17 protein-coding genes, 1 tRNA gene and 1 pseudogene are annotated in these 17,696 nt (G+C 72.5%); 10 read left to right on the top strand and 9 right to left on the bottom strand.

The window, feature by feature from the left end; genetic code table 11:
- Positions 1-97 precede the first annotated feature (97 nt).
- Positions 98-976: pseudogene (locus ACERUN_RS06180) on the bottom strand (DUF4349 domain-containing protein); the annotation flags it as partial.
- A gap of 64 nt (positions 977-1,040) precedes the next feature.
- Between ACERUN_RS06180 and hemG the strand changes: the two are divergent.
- The 5 genes from hemG (at position 1,041) to msrB (ending at position 4,761) form a co-directional block, all read left to right on the top strand.
- Positions 1,041-2,414, top strand: a complete 1,374-nt coding sequence (gene hemG, locus ACERUN_RS06175; protein WP_370288947.1) for a protoporphyrinogen oxidase — start codon at positions 1,041-1,043, stop codon at positions 2,412-2,414.
- A 17-nt stretch (positions 2,415-2,431) separates the two neighbouring features.
- Positions 2,432-3,178, top strand: coding sequence for a hydrogen peroxide-dependent heme synthase (hemQ, locus tag ACERUN_RS06170; protein WP_370288946.1), 747 nt, complete (start codon positions 2,432-2,434; stop codon positions 3,176-3,178).
- A 236-nt stretch (positions 3,179-3,414) separates the two neighbouring features.
- Complete coding sequence (locus ACERUN_RS06165; RefSeq protein ID WP_370288945.1) at positions 3,415-3,948, top strand: cysteine dioxygenase family protein; 534 nt, start codon at positions 3,415-3,417, stop codon at positions 3,946-3,948.
- A complete protein-coding gene (locus ACERUN_RS06160; RefSeq protein ID WP_370288944.1) occupies positions 3,945-4,325 on the top strand; it encodes a rhodanese-like domain-containing protein in 381 nt (126 codons plus the stop codon). Before ACERUN_RS06165 ends, ACERUN_RS06160 begins: the two co-directional genes overlap by 4 nt.
- A gap of 31 nt (positions 4,326-4,356) precedes the next feature.
- A complete protein-coding gene (gene msrB, locus ACERUN_RS06155) occupies positions 4,357-4,761 on the top strand; it encodes a peptide-methionine (R)-S-oxide reductase MsrB (protein WP_370288942.1) in 405 nt (134 codons plus the stop codon).
- 91 nt (positions 4,762-4,852) lie between these two features.
- Here the strand turns inward: msrB and ACERUN_RS06150 are convergent, their stop codons facing one another.
- Positions 4,853-5,920 carry an alkene reductase gene (locus tag ACERUN_RS06150; RefSeq protein WP_370288941.1) on the bottom strand — a complete coding sequence of 356 codons (1,068 nt, stop codon included), beginning with the start codon at positions 5,918-5,920 and terminating at the stop codon, positions 4,853-4,855.
- Between the two features lie 122 nt (positions 5,921-6,042).
- Here ACERUN_RS06150 and ACERUN_RS06145 point away from each other — a divergent pair, with 122 nt between their 5' ends.
- A complete protein-coding gene (locus ACERUN_RS06145; protein WP_370288940.1) occupies positions 6,043-7,128 on the top strand; it encodes a DNA polymerase domain-containing protein in 1,086 nt (361 codons plus the stop codon).
- A gap of 38 nt (positions 7,129-7,166) precedes the next feature.
- Here ACERUN_RS06145 and ACERUN_RS06140 read toward each other — a convergent pair whose 3' ends face one another.
- The 3 genes from ACERUN_RS06140 to ACERUN_RS06130 are packed head-to-tail and all read right to left on the bottom strand — an operon-like array spanning position 7,167 to position 9,233.
- Positions 7,167-7,433 carry a hypothetical protein gene (locus ACERUN_RS06140; RefSeq protein WP_370288939.1) on the bottom strand — a complete coding sequence of 89 codons (267 nt, stop codon included), beginning with the start codon at positions 7,431-7,433 and terminating at the stop codon, positions 7,167-7,169.
- 59 nt (positions 7,434-7,492) lie between these two features.
- Positions 7,493-8,053 (bottom strand): hypothetical protein, encoded by a 561-nt coding sequence (locus ACERUN_RS06135; RefSeq protein ID WP_370288938.1) that lies wholly within the window; start codon positions 8,051-8,053, stop codon positions 7,493-7,495.
- 37 nt (positions 8,054-8,090) lie between these two features.
- On the bottom strand, positions 8,091-9,233 hold the full coding sequence (locus ACERUN_RS06130) for an ATP-dependent DNA ligase (RefSeq protein WP_370288936.1): 1,143 nt from the start codon (positions 9,231-9,233) through the stop codon (positions 8,091-8,093).
- 74 nt (positions 9,234-9,307) lie between these two features.
- Between ACERUN_RS06130 and ACERUN_RS06125 the strand changes: the two genes are divergently transcribed.
- A tRNA-Thr gene (locus tag ACERUN_RS06125) sits at positions 9,308-9,380 on the top strand.
- A 261-nt stretch (positions 9,381-9,641) separates the two neighbouring features.
- Here the strand turns inward: ACERUN_RS06125 and pdxY are convergent.
- Positions 9,642-10,505, bottom strand: coding sequence for a pyridoxal kinase PdxY (pdxY, locus tag ACERUN_RS06120; RefSeq protein ID WP_370288935.1), 864 nt, complete (start codon positions 10,503-10,505; stop codon positions 9,642-9,644).
- A gap of 61 nt (positions 10,506-10,566) precedes the next feature.
- On the opposite strand from pdxY, the gene ACERUN_RS06115 reads away from it, so the two are divergent.
- Together ACERUN_RS06115 and ACERUN_RS06110 are read left to right on the top strand one after the other, a co-directional pair.
- Complete coding sequence (locus ACERUN_RS06115; protein WP_370288934.1) at positions 10,567-12,219, top strand: GMC family oxidoreductase; 1,653 nt, start codon at positions 10,567-10,569, stop codon at positions 12,217-12,219.
- A complete protein-coding gene (locus ACERUN_RS06110) occupies positions 12,216-13,799 on the top strand; it encodes a succinic semialdehyde dehydrogenase (protein ID WP_370288933.1) in 1,584 nt (527 codons plus the stop codon). Before ACERUN_RS06115 ends, ACERUN_RS06110 begins: the two co-directional genes overlap by 4 nt.
- 158 nt (positions 13,800-13,957) lie before the next feature.
- On the opposite strand, the gene ACERUN_RS06105 is transcribed toward ACERUN_RS06110, so the two are convergent.
- Together ACERUN_RS06105 and ACERUN_RS06100 are read right to left on the bottom strand one after the other, a co-directional pair.
- Positions 13,958-14,734: a dioxygenase gene (locus ACERUN_RS06105; RefSeq protein ID WP_370288932.1), complete on the bottom strand. Its 777-nt coding sequence runs from the start codon at positions 14,732-14,734 to the stop codon at positions 13,958-13,960.
- A gap of 60 nt (positions 14,735-14,794) precedes the next feature.
- Positions 14,795-15,457, bottom strand: a complete 663-nt coding sequence (locus ACERUN_RS06100) for a uracil-DNA glycosylase (RefSeq protein ID WP_370288985.1) — start codon at positions 15,455-15,457, stop codon at positions 14,795-14,797.
- A 132-nt stretch (positions 15,458-15,589) separates the two neighbouring features.
- Between ACERUN_RS06100 and ACERUN_RS06095 the strand changes: the two genes are divergently transcribed.
- Positions 15,590-16,102 (top strand): DUF427 domain-containing protein, encoded by a 513-nt coding sequence (locus ACERUN_RS06095; protein ID WP_370288931.1) that lies wholly within the window; start codon positions 15,590-15,592, stop codon positions 16,100-16,102.
- 403 nt (positions 16,103-16,505) lie between these two features.
- On the opposite strand, the gene ACERUN_RS06090 is transcribed toward ACERUN_RS06095, so the two are convergent.
- On the bottom strand, positions 16,506-17,687 hold the full coding sequence (locus ACERUN_RS06090) for an alpha/beta fold hydrolase (RefSeq protein WP_370288930.1): 1,182 nt from the start codon (positions 17,685-17,687) through the stop codon (positions 16,506-16,508).
- Positions 17,688-17,696 lie beyond the last annotated feature (9 nt).

Below are 17,696 nucleotides of genomic sequence, written 5' to 3'. Positions count from 1 at the left end.
GCGCCGGGCCGACCCGACGGCGGCGGCGCCAGGCCACCACCGGAGCGCCCACGACGGCCAGCAGTGCCAGCCACGGCAGCGCGAAGCCGAGGGCGGTCAGCGCTCCGCCCGCTCCGCCCACGAAGGCGTCCCAGCCGGCGGCCAGACCGCCGGCGAAGCCGTCGCGGTCGCGGTCCTCGCTGCTCGCACGGCGCTGCTCGATGCTCACCGAGATCGTCGACATCGCGGTCTGGTCGGCGAGGTACTTCTGCTGCGACATGAGGGCGTCGAGGTCGGCCTGCCGCTGGGCGAGCTGTCCCTCGATCGAGATCACCTCGCCGATCGTGCGCGCCCGCGCCATGAGCGCCTCGATCCGCGCGACGCTGCGCTGCTGGGCGCGCACGCGGGCGGCGGTGTCGACCACCTGGCTGGTGACGTCCTCGCTGGAGGTGGAGGAGTCGACGAGCCTCACCCCGTCGCCGAGGTCCTCGAGCCCCGCGACGGCGTCGGAGAAGCGAGCCGCCGGCACACGGGCGGTGAGCGTCGCCGTGCGCGTCTCGCCGTCCTTGCCGGTGATCGTCTCCTGCTGGGTGACCTCGCCCTGCTGGCCCTCCACGATGCGGCGCACCTTCGTGCGGGCGGAGGCCACGTCGTCCGCGCGCAGGCTGACCGACCCGGTGGAGATGATCGACGGCGGGGCGGCCGTGTCGCGTGCGGCGACGTCGCCCGAGGTCGCGACCTTCGAGCCGCCCGCGTCGCCGGCGGTGCTCGCGACCCGGCTGTCGCTCAGTGCTGCGACGTCGGGCGCGGCGTCGGCGGGCGCGATCTCGCCGGCACTGGCGCCGGAGCTGGAGGCATCCGAGGATGAAGTGGCGCCGGAGCAGCCGGCGAGAGCGGCCACCAGAGCCAGCCCGGCCAGCGGGACGACGGCGCGTGAAGGGGAGCGAAGACGGGAGAGGGAGCGCGGTGCCGAGGCGCGCGATGCGATGAGGTCCATGGTCCTGCGACGCGGGGGACCGGCGTCCGGTTCCCGCGCTCGCCCGACGTGGCAGGCTGGAGGCGTGGCTCGCGGTGGAGAACGCACGATCGTCGTCGGTGGTGGCATCGCCGGCCTGACGGCCGCCCACGACCTGGCCGAGGCCGGAGCCGACGTCCTGCTCCTCGAGGCCGACGGCCAGCCCGGCGGCAAGCTGCGCACCGGCGAGGTCGCCGGCGTGGGCGTCGACGTCGGGGCCGAGGCGATGCTCTACCGCCACGCCCAGGGGCGGGCGCTCGCCGAGCAGCTGGGGTTGCCGCTGGTGCACCCCACCTCGGCGTCCTCGCGCATCTGGACCCGCGGCGAGCTGCGCCGGTTGCCGCGCAGCCTGATGGGGGCACCGGTCGACCTCGACGACCTCGCCGCCTCCGGAGTGCTGAGCGACGAGGGTCTCGCGCGGGCTCGAGCCCAGGTCGTGCCGCAGCTCGCCGAGGGCGAGGACGCCTCGGTCGGCGACCTGGTGGCCGCCCGCTTCGGTGACGAGGTGGTCGACCGCCTCGTCGAGCCGCTGCTGGGCGGCGTGTACGCCGGCCACGCCCGCCGCATCTCCGTGCGCGCGGCGGTGCCGCAGCTGGCCGACCTGGTCACGCGCGAGCACTTCACCCTGCCCACGCCCACGCTGCAGGCGGGCGGCCCGCAGCCCGTCTTCGCCACCGTGGACGGCGGCATGGGCCGCCTGCCGGTGGCGCTGGACGCCGCGCTGCGCGACCGGCCCGGCGTCGAGATCCGCTACGGCACGCGCGTGGTCGGGCTCGGACGCGACGGTGACGGGTTCGTCGTCACCACCGAGCCCGGGGGGCAGGAGCGGGGGGCGCGCGTCGTCGTCGCCACCCCGGCCCCGCCGACCGCGCGCCTGCTGGGCGAGCTCGCGCCGGTCGCGGCCGCCGAGCTCGCCGCCCTCGACTACGCCTCGGTGGTCGTGGTCACCTTCGCCTTCCGCGCCGACGACCCCGGTGTCGCAGAGGCGCTGGAGGTCGGTGCAGCCGGCTTCCTCGTGCCGCCGGTCGACGGTCGGCGCATCAAGGCCTCCACCTTCTCCTTCGCCAAGTGGGACTGGGTGCGCAAGGCCGGCGACGGCCTGCTGTTCCTGCGCACCTCGCTCGGGCGGCTGGGGGAGGAGGCCACCGTGCAGGTGCCCGACGAGCAGCTCGTCGCCGCCTCGCTCGCCGACCTCGCCGAGGCCACCGGGCTCACCGCCGTCCCTGTGGACGCCGTGGTGCAGCGCTGGGGTGGCGGCCTGCCGCAGCTGACGGTCGGCCACCCCGACCGAGTGGCCCGCATCCGTGCGGCTGTGGCAGCGGTGCCGGGGCTCTCGGTGTGCGGTGCGGTGTACGACGGCGTGGGCATCCCCGCCACCATCGGATCGGCCCACCGGGCCGTGGAGGAGGTACTGGCATGACGCGGCACAATGGAGACATGAGCGACGCGACCCAGGCGAACGACCCGCAGGCGGAGATCAAGACCAACGCCGCCCGCATCAACGAGCTCAACGCCACCCAGCGCTTCACCACGTGGTCGGTCTTCAAGCTCGAGCGCCCACTCGGCAACGACGACGTCGTGCGCAAGAGCGAGCTGGCCGAGCTGGAGGAGGCGCTGGCCGCCATGGCGAGCGAGGACGACGTCGTCGTCCGCGGCATCTACGACGTCGCCGCCCTGCGCGCCGACGCCGACGTCATGATCTGGTCGCACGCCGAGAACAGCGACCAGCTGCAGGACTCCTACCACCGCCTGCGCCGCACCGCCTTCGGCTCGCGCCTGGCGCCGGTGTGGTCGCAGATGGCGCTGCACCGCCCGGCGGAGTTCAACCGCAGCCACCTGCCGGCCTTCCTGGCCGAGGAGCGCGTCTACGACTACGTGGCCGTCTACCCCTTCGTGCGCTCCTACGAGTGGTACCTCCTCGAGGACGCCGAGCGCCGTCGTCTGCTGGCCGAGCACGGCCAGATGGCGCGCGACTACCCCGACGTGCGGGCCAACACCGTGCCGAGCTTCGCGCTGGGCGACTACGAGTGGCTGCTGGCCTTCGAGGCCGACGACCTCACCCGCATCGTCGACCTCATGCGGCACCTGCGCGGCTCGGAGACGCGGCGCCACGTGCGCGAGGAGATCCCCTTCTACACCGGGCGCCTCATCACCCCGGAGAAGCTGCTCGCGACCCTGCCCTGAGTGCACCTCCGGGTCGATGTCGGCCCATGGGTTGCAATACCTAGTGAGTTAGTACAGAATACGAGTCATGTCCGGTCACACCGCTGCCTGCGTCGTCGTCTGCTGCGACGCGCTGCGGTGTTGTCGCTGCTGTTGATCTTCTCGCGTCCCTTCGCCTGATCCAGCCCGACAACCTCCCCGGGTCGCTGCTGCGCGCACCGCGCGCCGACCCGTCACATCACCTGTGAGGACCTGCCATGACCACCCCTGCCTTCCGCGCCCCCGTCACCGCCGACCCGACCCTGCGCCGCGCCCGCTCCGGCGGACGCCCCACGACCTCGGCCACCCAGCTCGCCGTCCTGCCGCTGCTCGAGACGCTGCGCGACCACGCCGACGACCCCGACCTCTACGAGGTGCTCGACCTCGACGCCACCGAGCGCACCTGGGTGCGGGTCAAGGCCACCGCCGAGTACGAGCTCTGGCTGATCTCCTGGCCGGCTGGCGCCTCCACCGACTGGCACGACCACGGCCCCTCGGCCGGCGCCTTCACCGTGCTGCGCGGGGCGCTCACCGAGCACACCTTCGACGGCGGCCTCCAGCTCGCCGAGATCCGACCGGGCCACTCCCGCGCCTTCGCCGCCGGCTACACCCACAACGTGAGCAACGAGACCGATGAGCCGGCCCTCTCGCTGCACGCCTACTCGCCCCGCCTGCACACCATGACGCGGTTCCGCTTCTACGGCGACCGCCTCGAGGTGATCGGTGTCGAGCGTGCCGGGCAGGAGTGGTGAGCGCCCTCGCGCTCGCCACCGACTGGACCCCCTCCCGCCCCGCCGCCACCGCCGGGCTCAGCCCGCGCGCGGCGTTCCAGGAGGTCGTGGCCCTCGGTGCGGTGCTGCTCGACGTGCGCCCCGCCGCGGTGCGCGCCCGCGAGGGTGAGGTCGCCTCGTGGCTGCCCGTGTGGGTCGCCGCGCCCGGTCGCCTGCACGAGGCGGCCGCCGGTCTGCGCTCGTCCGCGCGGGTCGTCGTCCTCGCCTCGGACGACGACGCGGCAGCCGGCGCGATCGAGCAGCTGCGTCGCGCGGGCGTCGTCCCCTGTGTGGGGGTGGACGGCGGTTTCGCGGCGTGGCGCTCGGCGGGCATGCCGGTGGAGGGTCTCGCCGCGTGAGCCGCTGGTGTGGCGGCGTAGCGTAGGAGCCATGGGTTACCAGGTCGAGAAGTCCGATGAGGAGTGGCGCGAGCAACTCTCGCGCGAGGAGTACCAGGTGCTCCGCCAGGCGGGCACCGAACGTGCCTTCACCGGCGAGTACACCGACACCGAGACCACCGGCGTCTACCGCTGCAAGGCCTGCCAGGCCAAGTTGTTCGAGTCCGACACGAAGTTCCACTCCGGCTGCGGCTGGCCGAGCTTCTACCAGCCGATCAGCGACACGATCGAGTACCTCGAGGACAACTCGCACGGCATGAAGCGCACCGAGGTGCGCTGCGCCAACTGCGGCTCGCACCTCGGGCACGTGTTCCCCGACGGGTACGGCACGCCCACCGGCGACCGCTACTGCATCAACTCGATCAGCCTGAGCCTCGAGCCGGCCGACAACGCCTGAGCTCACGCACCACGACGAAGGGCACCCCGCGCGCTGCGCGAGGTGCCCTTCGTCGTCCTCAGGGGTGCGTTCAGCCCCGCGGGGGTGGCGCTCAGTCGGCGAACGGGTAGTCCGTGTAGCCCTCGGCGCCACCGCCGTAGAAGGTGTCGGGGTTCGGCTCGTTCTCGTCCAGCCCCTCGGCCCAGCGGCGCACGAGGTCGGGGTTGGCGAGGAACGGGCGGCCCACGACGACGGCGTCCGCGAGACCCTCGTCGAGGATCGCCGCGGCGTTCTCGCGGGTGGTCAGCTCGGCGAAGCCGGAGTTGAGGAAGGTCGGGCCGCCGAAGGCGCTGCGCAGCTTCTGGGTGAGCTCGGCGCGCGGGTCGGCGAGGATCGACAGGTAGGCCAGGCCGAGGTCGGCGATGCCCTCGATGAACGCGGTGTAGGTGGCCTCGACGTCGGCCGGGTCCAGCTCGTCGCAGCCCTGGATGTTGTGGGCCGGCGAGATGCGCACACCGGTGCGCTCGGCGCCGATCGCGGCGGCCACGCGGCGCACGACCTCGATGGCGAAGCGGGCGCGGTTCTCCGGGGAGCCGCCCCACTCGTCGGTGCGCTCGTTGGCGCCCGGAGCGAGGAACTGGTGGATCAGGTAGCCGTTGGCGGCGTGGACCTCGACGCCGTCCAGGCCGGCCTCGATGGCCTTGCGCGAGGCGTCGACGTACTCCTCGACGACCGCGTCGATCTCGTCGGCCTCGAGAGCGCGCGGGGTCGGCTGCTCCTTCGGGCCCTCGGCGGTGATCATGTCGCCCGGTGCGGCCTTGGCGCTGGGCGCCACCGACTCCAGGCCGCCCTTGTTGTCGGGGTGGGCCACGCGACCGGCGTGCATCAGCTGGACGACGATGCGGCCGCCGTCCGCGTGCACGGCCTCGGCGACGCGGCGCCAGCCCTCGACCTGCTCGGGGCTGTGGATGCCCGGGGTGTCGAGGTAGCCCTGGCCGACGGCGCTGGGCTGGGTGCCCTCGGTGATGATGAGGCCGGCCGTGGCGCGCTGGCGGTAGTACTCGACGGCCAGGTCGCCGGGCACGGTGCCCTTCGAGCGGTTGCGGGTGAGCGGCGCCATCACGAGGCGGTTGGGGAGCTCGCCGAGCGGGGTGGTGAGGGGGCTGAACAGGTCGGTCATGGGGACTCTTTCGCTATCGATGTGGGGGTTCGATCGGTGATGGAAGTTTCAACAGTCGTGTCTCCTCAGCACTTCCCGATCGCGCGCGGTTGAGTCGCCCCCGCGCCCACTAGCGTGGGGCCATGGCGAAGGCTGCGGCGGTGACCATCACGGTGGGCGGGCGCGAGGTGCGCGTCTCGAGCCCGGATCGGGTGATCTACGAGGCGACCGACCACACACCCGAGGTGACCAAGCTCGCGGTGTGCGAGTACTTCGCTGCCGTGGCCGAGCCCTTCATGCACGCCAACGGACGTCGCCCGGTGGCGCTCGAGCGCTGGCCCGCCGGCTGGCGCGAGGGGATGCGGCTCACGACCGGCCCGGCTCCCGGCCAGCAGGGCGACGGCTTCTACTCGAAGCGGCTGCCCAAGGGGGCGCCGGAGTGGGTCGAGACCGCCCGCGTCACCACGCCCAACGGTCGCCCGATCGACGAGCTGCTGCTGAGCGAGCCGGCCGCCGCGGTGTGGGCGGCGCAGATGGGCACGCTGACCTTCCACCCCTGGGCGGTGCGTGCCGACGACGTCGAGCATCCCGACGAGCTGCGCCTCGACCTCGACCCTCAGGAGGGCGCGACCTTCGCCGACGCCCAGCGAGTGGCCGCCGCCGCCCGCGACCTGCTCGACGAGCTGGGGCTGCGCGGCTTCGCCAAGACCAGCGGCAACCGCGGCATCCACGTCTACGTGCGCATCGAGCAGCGCTACAGCTTCGAGCAGGTGCGCCACGCCGCGATCGGTTTCGGCCGCGAGCTCGAGCGCCGCGACGTCGGGGCCACCACGGCCTGGTGGAAGGAGCTGCGCCCGCCCGGCTCGGTGTTCCTCGACTTCAACCAGAACCTGCGCGACCGCACCGTGGCCGGTGCCTGGTCGCTGCGCCCCCGCCCGGGCGCACCCGTCTCGACGCCGCTGTCGTGGGCGGCGCTCGCCGATCTCGCCGACCCGCGCGAGCTCAACCTCTTCTCAGTGCCCGACCTGCTCGCCGACGGCGACGCGTGGGCGTCGATCGACGACGTCGTCCACCCGCTCGAGCCGCTGCTGGCGCTGTGGGAGGACCTGCCCGGGGGCGAGCTCAACTTCCCGCCCGATCACCCCAAGATGCCCGGCGAGCCCCCGCGGGTGCAGCCCAGCAAGAAGGTCGCCGAGCACTGGGACGACGAGGGCAACCGCATCGGCTGAGGCGTCCGCCTTCCGGCATGAGCGGTCGGGGAGACGCGTCAGCGCCCGCGCACCACCGCGACCTCGCACAGCCGGGCCAGCTCGCCGCGCAGGCGCGGGTCGAGCTGCGGCAGCGCGGTGCCCACGAGCAGGTGGACGGCGTCGCGCGCCGTGCGCCCCCGGTGGGGGAGCCCGAGATCGGGCACCATCGACACGATGTCGCGGCACAGGGCCACGCCGAGGGCCCGCTCGACGTCGTCGAGCCGGGAGGTGGCCTCCAGGGCCGCGCGGAGCCGGAGGTCGAGGTCGTCGAGGCGGGGGGTCATGACCCGATCAACGATCCGCCTGCGGCATGGCTACGCGCAAGGGGTGTGACCTGGGCGGTTCAGATGCCGGTGACGCCCTCGCCCGGGCCGGACGCCTGCTCGGCGATGCTCTCGTGCTCGAGCAGGTGCAGCACCGGGACGCCGAGGCGGCGGCGGGCGCTCGAGGCCCAGTCGACGTGGAAGAACTCGGCCACCACGTGGGGGCGGGTGAGGATGATCGCCTCGCGGCCGTCGACGTCCTTGACGAGCTTCTCCAGGGCGTCGACCGCCGCCTCGTGGACGGCATGCGCCCCGCCGATGTGGGCGCCAGTGGCCTCGAGCGCGGCGACCGTGGCGGCGAGCGCGCTGTCGGCCTGCTTCTGGTAGCCCTGGCGCAGCTCGTCGACCTCATCGGGATCGGCCGTCAGCGGGGGAGCCATGAGGTCGGCGCCGCCGATCACGCCGAGGGAGGCCTCCACCGCGGCGGCGGCGTCGACCACCGGGAGCAGCACGTGGTAGTCGACCTCGATGGTCGGGTCGTCGTCGAGCTCGCGGTGCAGCTCACGCACCTGGGCGGCGTCGGCGGCGCTGAGCGCCTGCTCGATCAGCAGGACGACGGCGTACTTCTCCTCGGCGGTCATGCCCCCATCCTGCACCCACCCCCGGCGAGCGGGCGGGTCACCCGCCGAGCACGTCCGCGAGGTCGTAGCGCACGGGCTGCTCCAGCTGGTCGTAGCCGCAGGAGGCGGGGTCGCGGTCGTCGCGCCAGCGCTTGAAGTGCGCGGTGTGGCGGAAGCGACGCCCCTCCATCGCGTCGTACTTGACCTCGATCACCCGCTCGGGGCGCAGCGGCGTGAACGAGAGGTCCTTGCCCGCGCTCCAGCGGCTCTGCGTGCCGGGCACCCGGCCGGGATTGGCGACGAGGAACTCCTGCCAGCGCCCCCACGGGTGCTCCTCGATGGGGCACACCAGCGGCTGCAGCTCGGCCCACAGCTCCGCGCGGCGCTTGGCGGTGAACGACGCGCTGACGCCCACGTGCTGCAGCTCGCCCGCGTCGTCCACGAGGCCGAGGAGGAGGCTGCCGATCAGCGGCTGCTCGGGCGTGCTGGTCTTGTGTTCGCGGTAGCCCGCGAGGACGACGTCCGCCGTGCGCTCGTGCTTGATCTTGAGCATCGAGCGCACGCCGGGCGAGTAGGGCGCGCTCAGCGGCTTGGCGATGACGCCGTCGAGTCCGGCGCCCTCGAAGACGTGGAACCACTCGGCCGCCACCGCGGGGTCGGTGCTCGTGCGGGTGAGGTGGCAGCGGCCCGCGCCGGTCGGGTCGGCCGGGTCGGCAGTGTCGGTGGAGAGGTGGCCGAGTGCCTGCTCGAGGGCGGCACGCCGCTCGGCGAACGGGCGCTCGAGGTAGGACTCGTCGCCGAGGGCGAGGAGGTCGAAGGCGACGAAGTCGGCGGGCGTCTGCTCGGCCAGCAGGTTGATGCGCGAGGCCGCGGGGTGGATGCGCTCCTGGAGCACCTCGAACTGCAGGCGACCGCGGCCCTGCGCGTCGTCCTGGGCGACGAAGATCTCGCCGTCGAGCACGCAGCGCTCGGGCAGCTCGGCACGGATCGCCGCGACCAGCTCCGGGAAGTAGCGGGTGAGCGGCTTGGTGTTGCGGCTGGCGATCTCGACCTCGTCGCCGTCGCGGAACACGATCGCGCGAAAGCCGTCCCACTTGGGCTCGAAGCTGAGCCCCTGCGGGTCGTGCTTGGCCGGGTCGGGCACGCCCGAAACGGCCTTGGCGAGCATCGGCGACACGGGCGGCATCACGGGGAGGTCCACGCGGCTCACCCTAGGCGGCGGCGCCGACGGCGATCGCCCCACTACGATGGCGACCGCCGGTCGTCGCCGGCTCCGCCGGTGTAGCTCAGTTGGTAGAGCGTCTTACTTGTAATAAGAGGGTCGCGGGTTCGATTCCTGTCACCGGCTCCCATGTCCCGTGCGGTGTCCCGCGCGTCCACTCCCGATCGGCGGAGGTTGTCCGCAGGGCTCCCGGGTAAAGAGGCGACACAGCGCACCCCGTCTCGGGCGGTCCGACGCATCCCGCGCCGGTGCCGGCGCTCCGCCCCCACCCGAAGGAAGCCTCACATGAAGATCCTGCTGCTGATCCTGCTCGTGCTCGCCATCGTCTACGTGGCGCAGATGGTGCTGCGTCGCCGCTGAGCCGGTGCGGAGGTGTGCCGGGCGCGATCAGCGCACCCGGCGCACCTCGAAGCGCTCGTCGGGGGAGGCGATGGCCTGCTGGGCCGCGATGAGGCGCAGCTCGCGCTCGCCGGAGTCGAGCGTGGCCCGCAGGACGGCGAACACCGACGCCGTCGTCCTCGAGAGGGCGAGCGCGGGGGAGCCGGACTCGTGCAGGTGCGCGGTGAACAGGGCGGCGGTGATGTCGCCCGAGCCGTTGGCCTTCATGGGCAGGCGCGGGGTGGCGACCGACCAGGCGCCCTCGCCGGTGACGACGAGCATCTCGATCTCGTCCTCCGGTGAACCGACCCGGTCGACCGAGGTGACGAGCACGGTCGAGGGTCCCATCGCGCGGGCTGCGTCCGCGGCCTCGAGCACGGCCTCGAGGGGGGCGGGCTCGCCGAGGCTGTCGTCGCCCACCAGGAAGCCGAGCTCGAACTGGTTGGGCGTGATGATGTCGGCCACCGGGATCACCTGCTCGCGGATGATCGGCGGGATGGCCGGGTCGACGAAGCAGCCCGACTTGGCGTTGCCCATCACCGGGTCGCACGTGTAGGTGGCGGCGGGGTTGGCCGCCTTGACGCGGCCCACGGCGTCCACGATGACGCCGGCGACGGCCGGTGAGCCCTGGTAGCCCGAGAGCACGGCGTCGCAGGTGGGCAGCACGCCCCGCTCCTCGATGCCGGTGATGACCGCGCGGACGTCCTCGGGGTCGAGCAGGGGGCCGCGCCAGGCGCCGTAGCCGGTGTGGTTGGAGAAGTGCACGGTGAGCACCGGCCACACCTCGTGCCCGAGTCGCTGCAGCGGGAAGACGGCCGCCGAGTTGCCGACGTGGCCGTAGGCCACCGAGGACTGGATGGAGAGGATCCGCACCACTCAAAGGTGCCAGACGAAAGTCTTTCGTCACGAAACTAGAACGCGTTACAGTCTGCGCATGGCGAAGCGCGCGTACAGCAACGAGGCCGACTACGTGGTGGTCGGTTCGGGCAGCTCCGGCTCGGTGGTGGCCGGCCGCCTGGCGCAGTCGGGTGCCACGGTGATCCTGCTCGAGGCGGGCCCGAGCGACGACAAGGGCATCCACGGCTACTTCACGAAGAAGCCCGGCATGATCGGCCCGATGCACTCCGAGCCCAAGCTGGAGCGGATGTTCGACTGGGGCTACCGCTCGGTGCCCCAGCCCGGCCTCGACGGACGCCGCATGCCGGCGCCGCGCGGCAAGGTCGGCGGCGGGTCGTCGTCGGTCAACGGCATGGTCTACGTGCGCGGCAACCGGGCCAACTACGACTCCTGGGCCGCCGAGGGCAACACCGGCTGGTCGGCCGACGAGGTCAACGCCGCCTTCAAACGCTTCGAGGACTTCGAGGACGGCGAGAACAACTACCGCGGTGCCGGCGGCCCGATCAAGATCAGCCGCAAGAAGGACCCGCAGGAGGCCACCCTCCAGTTCATCCAGGCCACCTCGGACGCCCTCGGCGTCAAGGTGCTCGACGACTACAACGCCGCCGAGCAGGAGGGCATCGCGCGGATGCAGCAGAACGTCGCCGACGGTCTGCGCTACTCCTCCTCCCGCGGCTACGTGCACCACCTGGCGCCGCCCACACTCGAGTTCCAGACCGACGTCCACGCCACCCGCGTCGTCGTCGAGAACGGCCGCGCCACCGGGGTCGAGGTCGTCGACACCGGCCGCAGGGGCGGGCAGCACCGCTTCATCCGCGCCGCCAAGGAGGTCATCGTCTCCGCCGGCTTCGTCAACAGCCCGCAGCTGCTCATGCTCTCGGGTATCGGGCACGCCGAGCACCTGCGCTCGCTCGGCATCGACGTGATCGCTGACCTCCCGGTGGGCGACAACCTGCACGACCACCTCTTCCACCCGCTCAGCTTCCACGTGCCGTCGGTGGCCTTCCGCGGCAACCCGTGGACCTTCTTCAAGGGCATGGCGCGCGACCTCACCGTCGGCGGATCGTTCCTCGACCACTCGGTGTTCGAGTCGGTGGGCTTCGTGCGCACCTCGCTGGCCACCGACGTCCCGGACCTGCAGCTGCACGCCCTGCCGTGGACCTATCCCAGCCCCAACCAGGACGAGCCGGTGCGCCACATGCCCGACCCGCGACCGGGCCTCACGGTCTTCTCCACGCTGATCTACCCGAAGAGCCGCGGCACGCTGCGCCTGGCGTCGTCCGACCCGATGGCGGCACCGCTGATCGACTACCAGTACCTCACCCACCCGGACGACGTGGAGGTGCTCGCCGAGGGCACCGAGATGATCCGCGAGATCATGGCGGGCGCGGCGTTCGGAGGCGGCGTGAAGGCCGAGATCCACCCCGGCCCCGAGATCCCGAACGGGCCCGGCCTGCGCCCGGCGCTGAAGAACCGCGTCACCTCCGTCTACCACGGCGTCGGCACCTGTCGGATGGGCGTCGACGAGCGGGCGGTGGTCGGCCCGGACCTGAAGGTGCGCGGCATCGATGGCCTGCGCGTCGCCGACGCCTCGATCATGCCGTCGATCACCGGCGGCAACACGAACGCACCGTGCTACATGATCGGCGAGAAGGCCGCCGAGCTCATCCTCGGCAAGGTGACCTGGTGAGCACCGCGGCGAGCGGGCTGCGTCGTCCTGCCTCGGTCACCGAGGAGCTGCTCGAGCGGCTGGTGGCGCGGGTGCCCGGCAGCACGGGCGCCACCTGGAAGCTCACCGAGGTCTACACCGGCGAGGTGCTCGTCGAGCTGCCGCAGTCGACACCCACCGACATCGAGCGCGCCTTCGCCGAGGCTCGCGCCGCCCAGCGGCTCTGGGCGCAGTGGCCGCTGGCGCGCCGACTCGAGGTGTTCAAGCGCGCCCACACCCTGCTGGTCGACAACGCCCTCACCACCGCCGACCTCATCCAGGTCGAGAGCGGCAAGAACCGTCGCATGGCCATCGAGGAGACCTGCGACCCGCCGATGGTGATGAGCTACTACCTCAAGCGCGCCGAGAAGGTGCTGGCGCCCCGCAAGCACGGTGGCCCGGTGCCGTTCGTGTCGTCGTCCACCGAGGTGCGGGTGCCCAAGGGCGTGGTCGGCATCATCGCGCCGTGGAACTTCCCGTTCGCCACGGGTCTCTCGGATGCGATCCCGGCGCTCATCGCCGGCAACGCCGTGGTCGTCAAGCCCGACAACAAGACGGCACTCTCGCCGCTGTTCGGCATCTCGCTGCTCGAGGAGGCGGGGCTGCCGAAGGGCCTGTTCCAGGTGGTCTGCGGTGAAGGTCCGGACGTCGGGCCGACGCTGATCGACAACGCGGACTACGTGATGTTCACCGGCTCCACCGCCACCGGTCGCGTCATCGGTGAGCGGGCCGGGCGCAACCTCATCGGCTGCTGCCTCGAGCTTGGCGGCAAGAACCCCATGATCGTGCTCGACGACCTCGACGAGACCGGCGTGGCCGAGTGGGTCGAGAGCGCCACCTTCGGGGTGTTCGGCAACACCGGCCAGATCTGCATGCACATCGAGCGCATGTACCTGCCCGAGAGCCGCTACGACGAGCTCAAGGCCGCCTTCGTCGAGCGCGCCGCCAACCTGCGCATCGGCGCCTCCTACGACTTCGGGCCCGAGATCGGCTCGCTCGTCTCGCCCGACCACCGCGACCGCGTCGCCTCCCACGTCGAGGACGCCGTGGCGAAGGGCGCGCGCGTGCTCTGCGGCGGCCGCGCCCGCCCCGACATCGGCCCGGCCTTCTTCGAGCCGACCGTGCTCGAGGGCGTGACCCCCGACATGCTCGCCGGCTCCACCGAGACCTTCGGCCCTGTCGTCGGGCTCTACCCCTACCGCAGCGTCGACGAGGCGATCGCCCTGGCCAACGCCACCGACTACGGCCTCAACGCCTCGGTGTGGGGCCGCGACCTCGACCGCGCCCGCGCGGTGGCCGACCGCATCGAGTCCGGCAACGTCAACATCAACGACGCCCTCGCCACGGCCTACGCCTCCAAGGGCTCGGCGTCCGGTGGCGTGAAGAACTCCGGCGTCGGCGCCCGCCACGGCGACCAGGGCCTGCTGAAGTACACCGACGCCAAGAACATCGCCACCCTCAAGAAGCAGGTCATGGGCGCCCGCCCCGGCCAGGACTACGACGGCTACGTCAAGCAGATGCTGATGTCGCTCAAGGTGATGCGGCGCCTCGGCGTGCGCTGAGTCGGCCCTCGCTCGTCGTCCGCGCGGCAGATTCACCGGCCGGCCGAGAAAACTGCCGGAACTCGGACGATGTTTCTGGCGCTCGGACGACGGAACTCCGTCGTCCAAGTGCCAGTTTCACCGGCCGGCCGGTGAATCTGCCACCGGCGGCCGCGCCCTCAGGCGACCTGGAGCGACCGCTTGGACAGGCCCATCCAGAAGCCGTCGATGACCTGCTCGGCGGGAGAGGCGGGGTCGGTGGCGGCGCCGAGGGTGACGAAGAGCGGGCTGTAGTGCTCGACGGTCGGGTGGGCGTAGGGGAGGCCGGGGGCGCGGTCGCGGAAGGAGGCGAGTTCGTCGACGTCGCCGCGGGCCAGGGCGTCGGCGGCCCAGGCGTCGAAGTCGGACGACCAGCCGGGCACGGCGGCGTCGATGCGGAACTCGGTGAGGAACGGGAGTCCGTGGGTGAGGAAGCCGGAGCCCACGATGAGCACGCCCTCCTCGCGCAGGGGGCGCAGGCGTCGTCCGAGCTCCATGAGCCGGCCCGGGTCGTGGGTGGGCAGCGACATCTGCAGCACCGGGATGTCGGCCTCGGGGTACATGATCCGCAGCGGCACCCAGGCGCCGTGGTCGAGTCCGCGGGCGGTGTGCTGGTGCACGGTCTCGGTGCGCGGCATCATCGCGGCCACGCGCTGGGCGAGCGCCGTGGCGTCGGGGGTCTCGTAGGTCATCCGGTAGTACTTCGGGTCGAAGCCGCCGAAGTCGTACACGAGGGGTGCGCTGCTCGCCGAGAGCGTGAGGGGCGCGGACTCCCAGTGCGCGCTAACGATGAGCACCGCCTTCGGCCGCGGGAGCTCGCGCGCCCAGCTCGCCAGCTCGCCCGACCACACGGGGTCGTCGAGCAGCGGCGGTGCGCCGTGGCCGATGTAGAGCGCAGGCATGGCGGTGGAGGTCATGTCACCCACAATAGTTGAAGCTTGAACTATATTCCCAGGTGTTCCCGGATGCTCGCGGGGTCAGTCGGGGATCGACCAGTCGACCGGTTCGCCGCCCTGCTCCACCAGCAGCGCGTTGATGCGGCTGAACGGCCGCGAGCCGAAGAACCCGCGCGACGCCGACAGCGGCGACGGGTGCGCGGAGGCCACGTGGGGCACGGTGCCGAGATGGGGCACCAGGGTCTGTGCGTCGCGCCCCCACAGCAGGGCGGCGGTGGGGCGGCCGTCGCCGGCCTGCGCCACGACGGCGCCGATGGCCTGGGCGGTCACGTGCTCCCAGCCGCGGTTGCGGTGCGAGGCGGGGGCGCCGGGCGTCACGGTGAGTGCGCGGTTGAGCAGCATCACGCCCTGGTCGGCCCACGCCGTCAGGTCGCCGTGCGACGGAGGAGTGACGCCGAGGTCGTCGCGCAGCTCGGTGTAGATGTTCACCAGGCTGCGGGGCAGCGGGCGCACGGCACGGTCGACGGCGAAGCTGAGCCCGATGGGGTGCCCGGGCGTGGGGTAGGGATCCTGGCCCACGATCAGCACCCGCACCTCGGCGAGTGGACGACGGAACGCCGCGAACACCCTCTCGCCCGCCGGCAGGTAGCCGCGACCCGCCGCGACCTCCGCGCGCAGGAAGTCGCCGAGCTCGGCGATGCGCCCCTCGACCGGCGCGAGCGCCTGCGCCCAGTCGGCGGCCATCAGCCCCCGGTCGACCAGCCCCTGCAGGGTCCCGCCCGGCTCTGCGCTCTGCTGTGCGCTCTGCTCCGCCATGCCCGCACCCTAGTGACGCGCCGCGAGGGGCCGGTTGCCCCATCCCGGTTCACTGGAGGCATGCGTCGTCCCGAACCCGTCCGCCCCGGCCCGGGCCAGGAGTCCGTGTGGGACTACCCCCGGCCCCCGGCCTGCGTGCCCAGCACCGAGTCCATCGAGATCACCCTCGGCGGGCTGGTCATCGCCTCCACGACGCGCTCGTGGCGCGTGCTCGAGACGAGCCACCCGCCGACGTACTACCTGCCGCGGGAGTCGTTCGGCCCCGGCGTGCTGCGCCCGGCCGAGGGTTCGTCGTTCTGCGAGTGGAAGGGCGAGGCGGCCTACTACGACCTCGTCGCGCAGCAGCAGGACGCTGCACCGGTGGTCGCCGCCCGCGCCGCCTGGACCTACCCGCTGCCCACGCCGGGCTTCTCCGCCCTGCAGGGCATGGTCGCGGTGATGCCCGCCGCCGTCGATCGCATCACCGTGGACGACGAGGTGGTGCAGCCGCAGGAGGGCGGCTTCTACGGCGGCTGGATCACCTCGAAGGTGGTCGGCCCCTTCAAGGGCATCCCCGGCTCCTGGGGCTGGTGACCGAGCCCGCCGCATGGCGGACGTGCGGCGAAAAAGAGTGACGCCGGGCCTGGCGGCCGCTGCTCCCACGGCGACCGCCGGCCCGGCGGGTTCCCAACCCCGTCCCACGGGGATCCGCGCCGATCGGCGTCCCTCTCCCTCCCAGGGACGACGCCGCGGCAGCGGACTCCCGACGCGGTCCCGGGCCCCTCTGGAACCACCGGGTGCTCCACGACCATGGGGTGTCGCGGGCCCGATGGTGCTCCCCCCAGTTCCGTGCCCGGGGACCGCGTCGGTGAGATAAACCTACGGTCCCGGGACCGGGTCCCGGATCGGGAATGCGGTCGGGCCCCGGTAGTCCTTGAGGACTAGTGGGGCGCGCCGGACGGTCGTCCAGGCGCGTGCCCGGGTTGCCGGACCGGGGCTACTTCGACAGGGCGCGTGAGGCCGAGGAGGAGTGGCGTCGCTTCGGGCTGGTGCCGATCGGCGTGGGTGCGACGCCGCCGGAGTGCTGGTTGATCCACTCGTCCATCACGAGCCAGGTGGTGGTGCGCGCAGCGCGGCCGGTGAGCATACCGAGGTGCCCGCCGGGCACCACCTCGAAGCGCACCTCGGGTGCGTTGGTCAGCAGGGGGACGACGGCCCGCACCGCCGGCACCGGGGCGATGCCGTCGGTGGACCCGCCGAAGACGAGCACGGGTACGTCGATGTCGGCGAGGTCGATGGTGCGGTCGTCGAGCTCGAAGAGGCCCTCGGCGAGCTGGTTGCCCTTGGCGAAGCGGTGGTAGAGCTGGCCGAAGGTGCGCCCGGGATAGGCGATCATGTTGGCGGTGAAGTGGTCGACCGCCTCGACCTGCGCCAGGAACTCGCGGTCGTCGACGTGGGTGGCCAGCGCGATCGGCTTGGTGACGAGCTTCTGGAACGCCGTGAGCTGGAAGGCCCACTTGACCAGCGGCTTGGGGGCTCCGCCGAGCAGCTGGTAGCCCTGGCTGATCGGGCCGCGGCCGTTGAAGAAGTTCAGCAGGGGGCGGAAGGGCGCGAGCAGCGGCACGAGCGAGACGTCGACCGGCGAGCCGACCACGGTGAGCGAGGCCACCGGCAGCGCGCCGGAGCGCTCGTCGGCGAGGGTGAGCATCGAGAAGATGCCGCCGAGGCTCCAGCCGATCACGTGCACGGGTCGGCCGCCGGCGTGGGCGGAGACCTCGCGGATGGCCGTGGGCACGACCTCGTCGACCCAGTGCTCCATGCCGAGGTTGCGGTCGCGGAAGGAGACCTCGCCGTACTCGACGAGGTAGGTGGGTCGCCCCTCGGTGACGAAGTGCTCGACGAGCGAGCAGCCGCGGCGCAGGTCGTAGCAGCTGGACGGCGCGGCGAGCGGCGTCACCAGCAGCACTGGGTCGCCCTGCTCCTTGACCGCACCGGCGGGGCGGTAGTGGTAGACCTCGCGCAGCGTGCCCTCGTCGATGAGGGTGCGGGGCATGGGGCGCAGATCGGCGACCCCGCCGTAGAGCAGCTTGTGGGCGACGTTGCTCGCGGCAGCGACGACCTGGTCCGGGCCCGGGAGCAGACCGGCCCCCGGAACGGAGCGAAGGGGCACCAGATCCATGGGTGAACG

The organism is Nocardioides sp. (genome assembly GCF_964229035.1).
Taxonomy (GTDB): Bacteria; Actinomycetota; Actinomycetes; order Propionibacteriales; family Nocardioidaceae; genus Nocardioides.
Note: the sequence above shows the minus strand (reverse complement) of the source record. Positions and strands in the feature narration are given on the sequence as shown.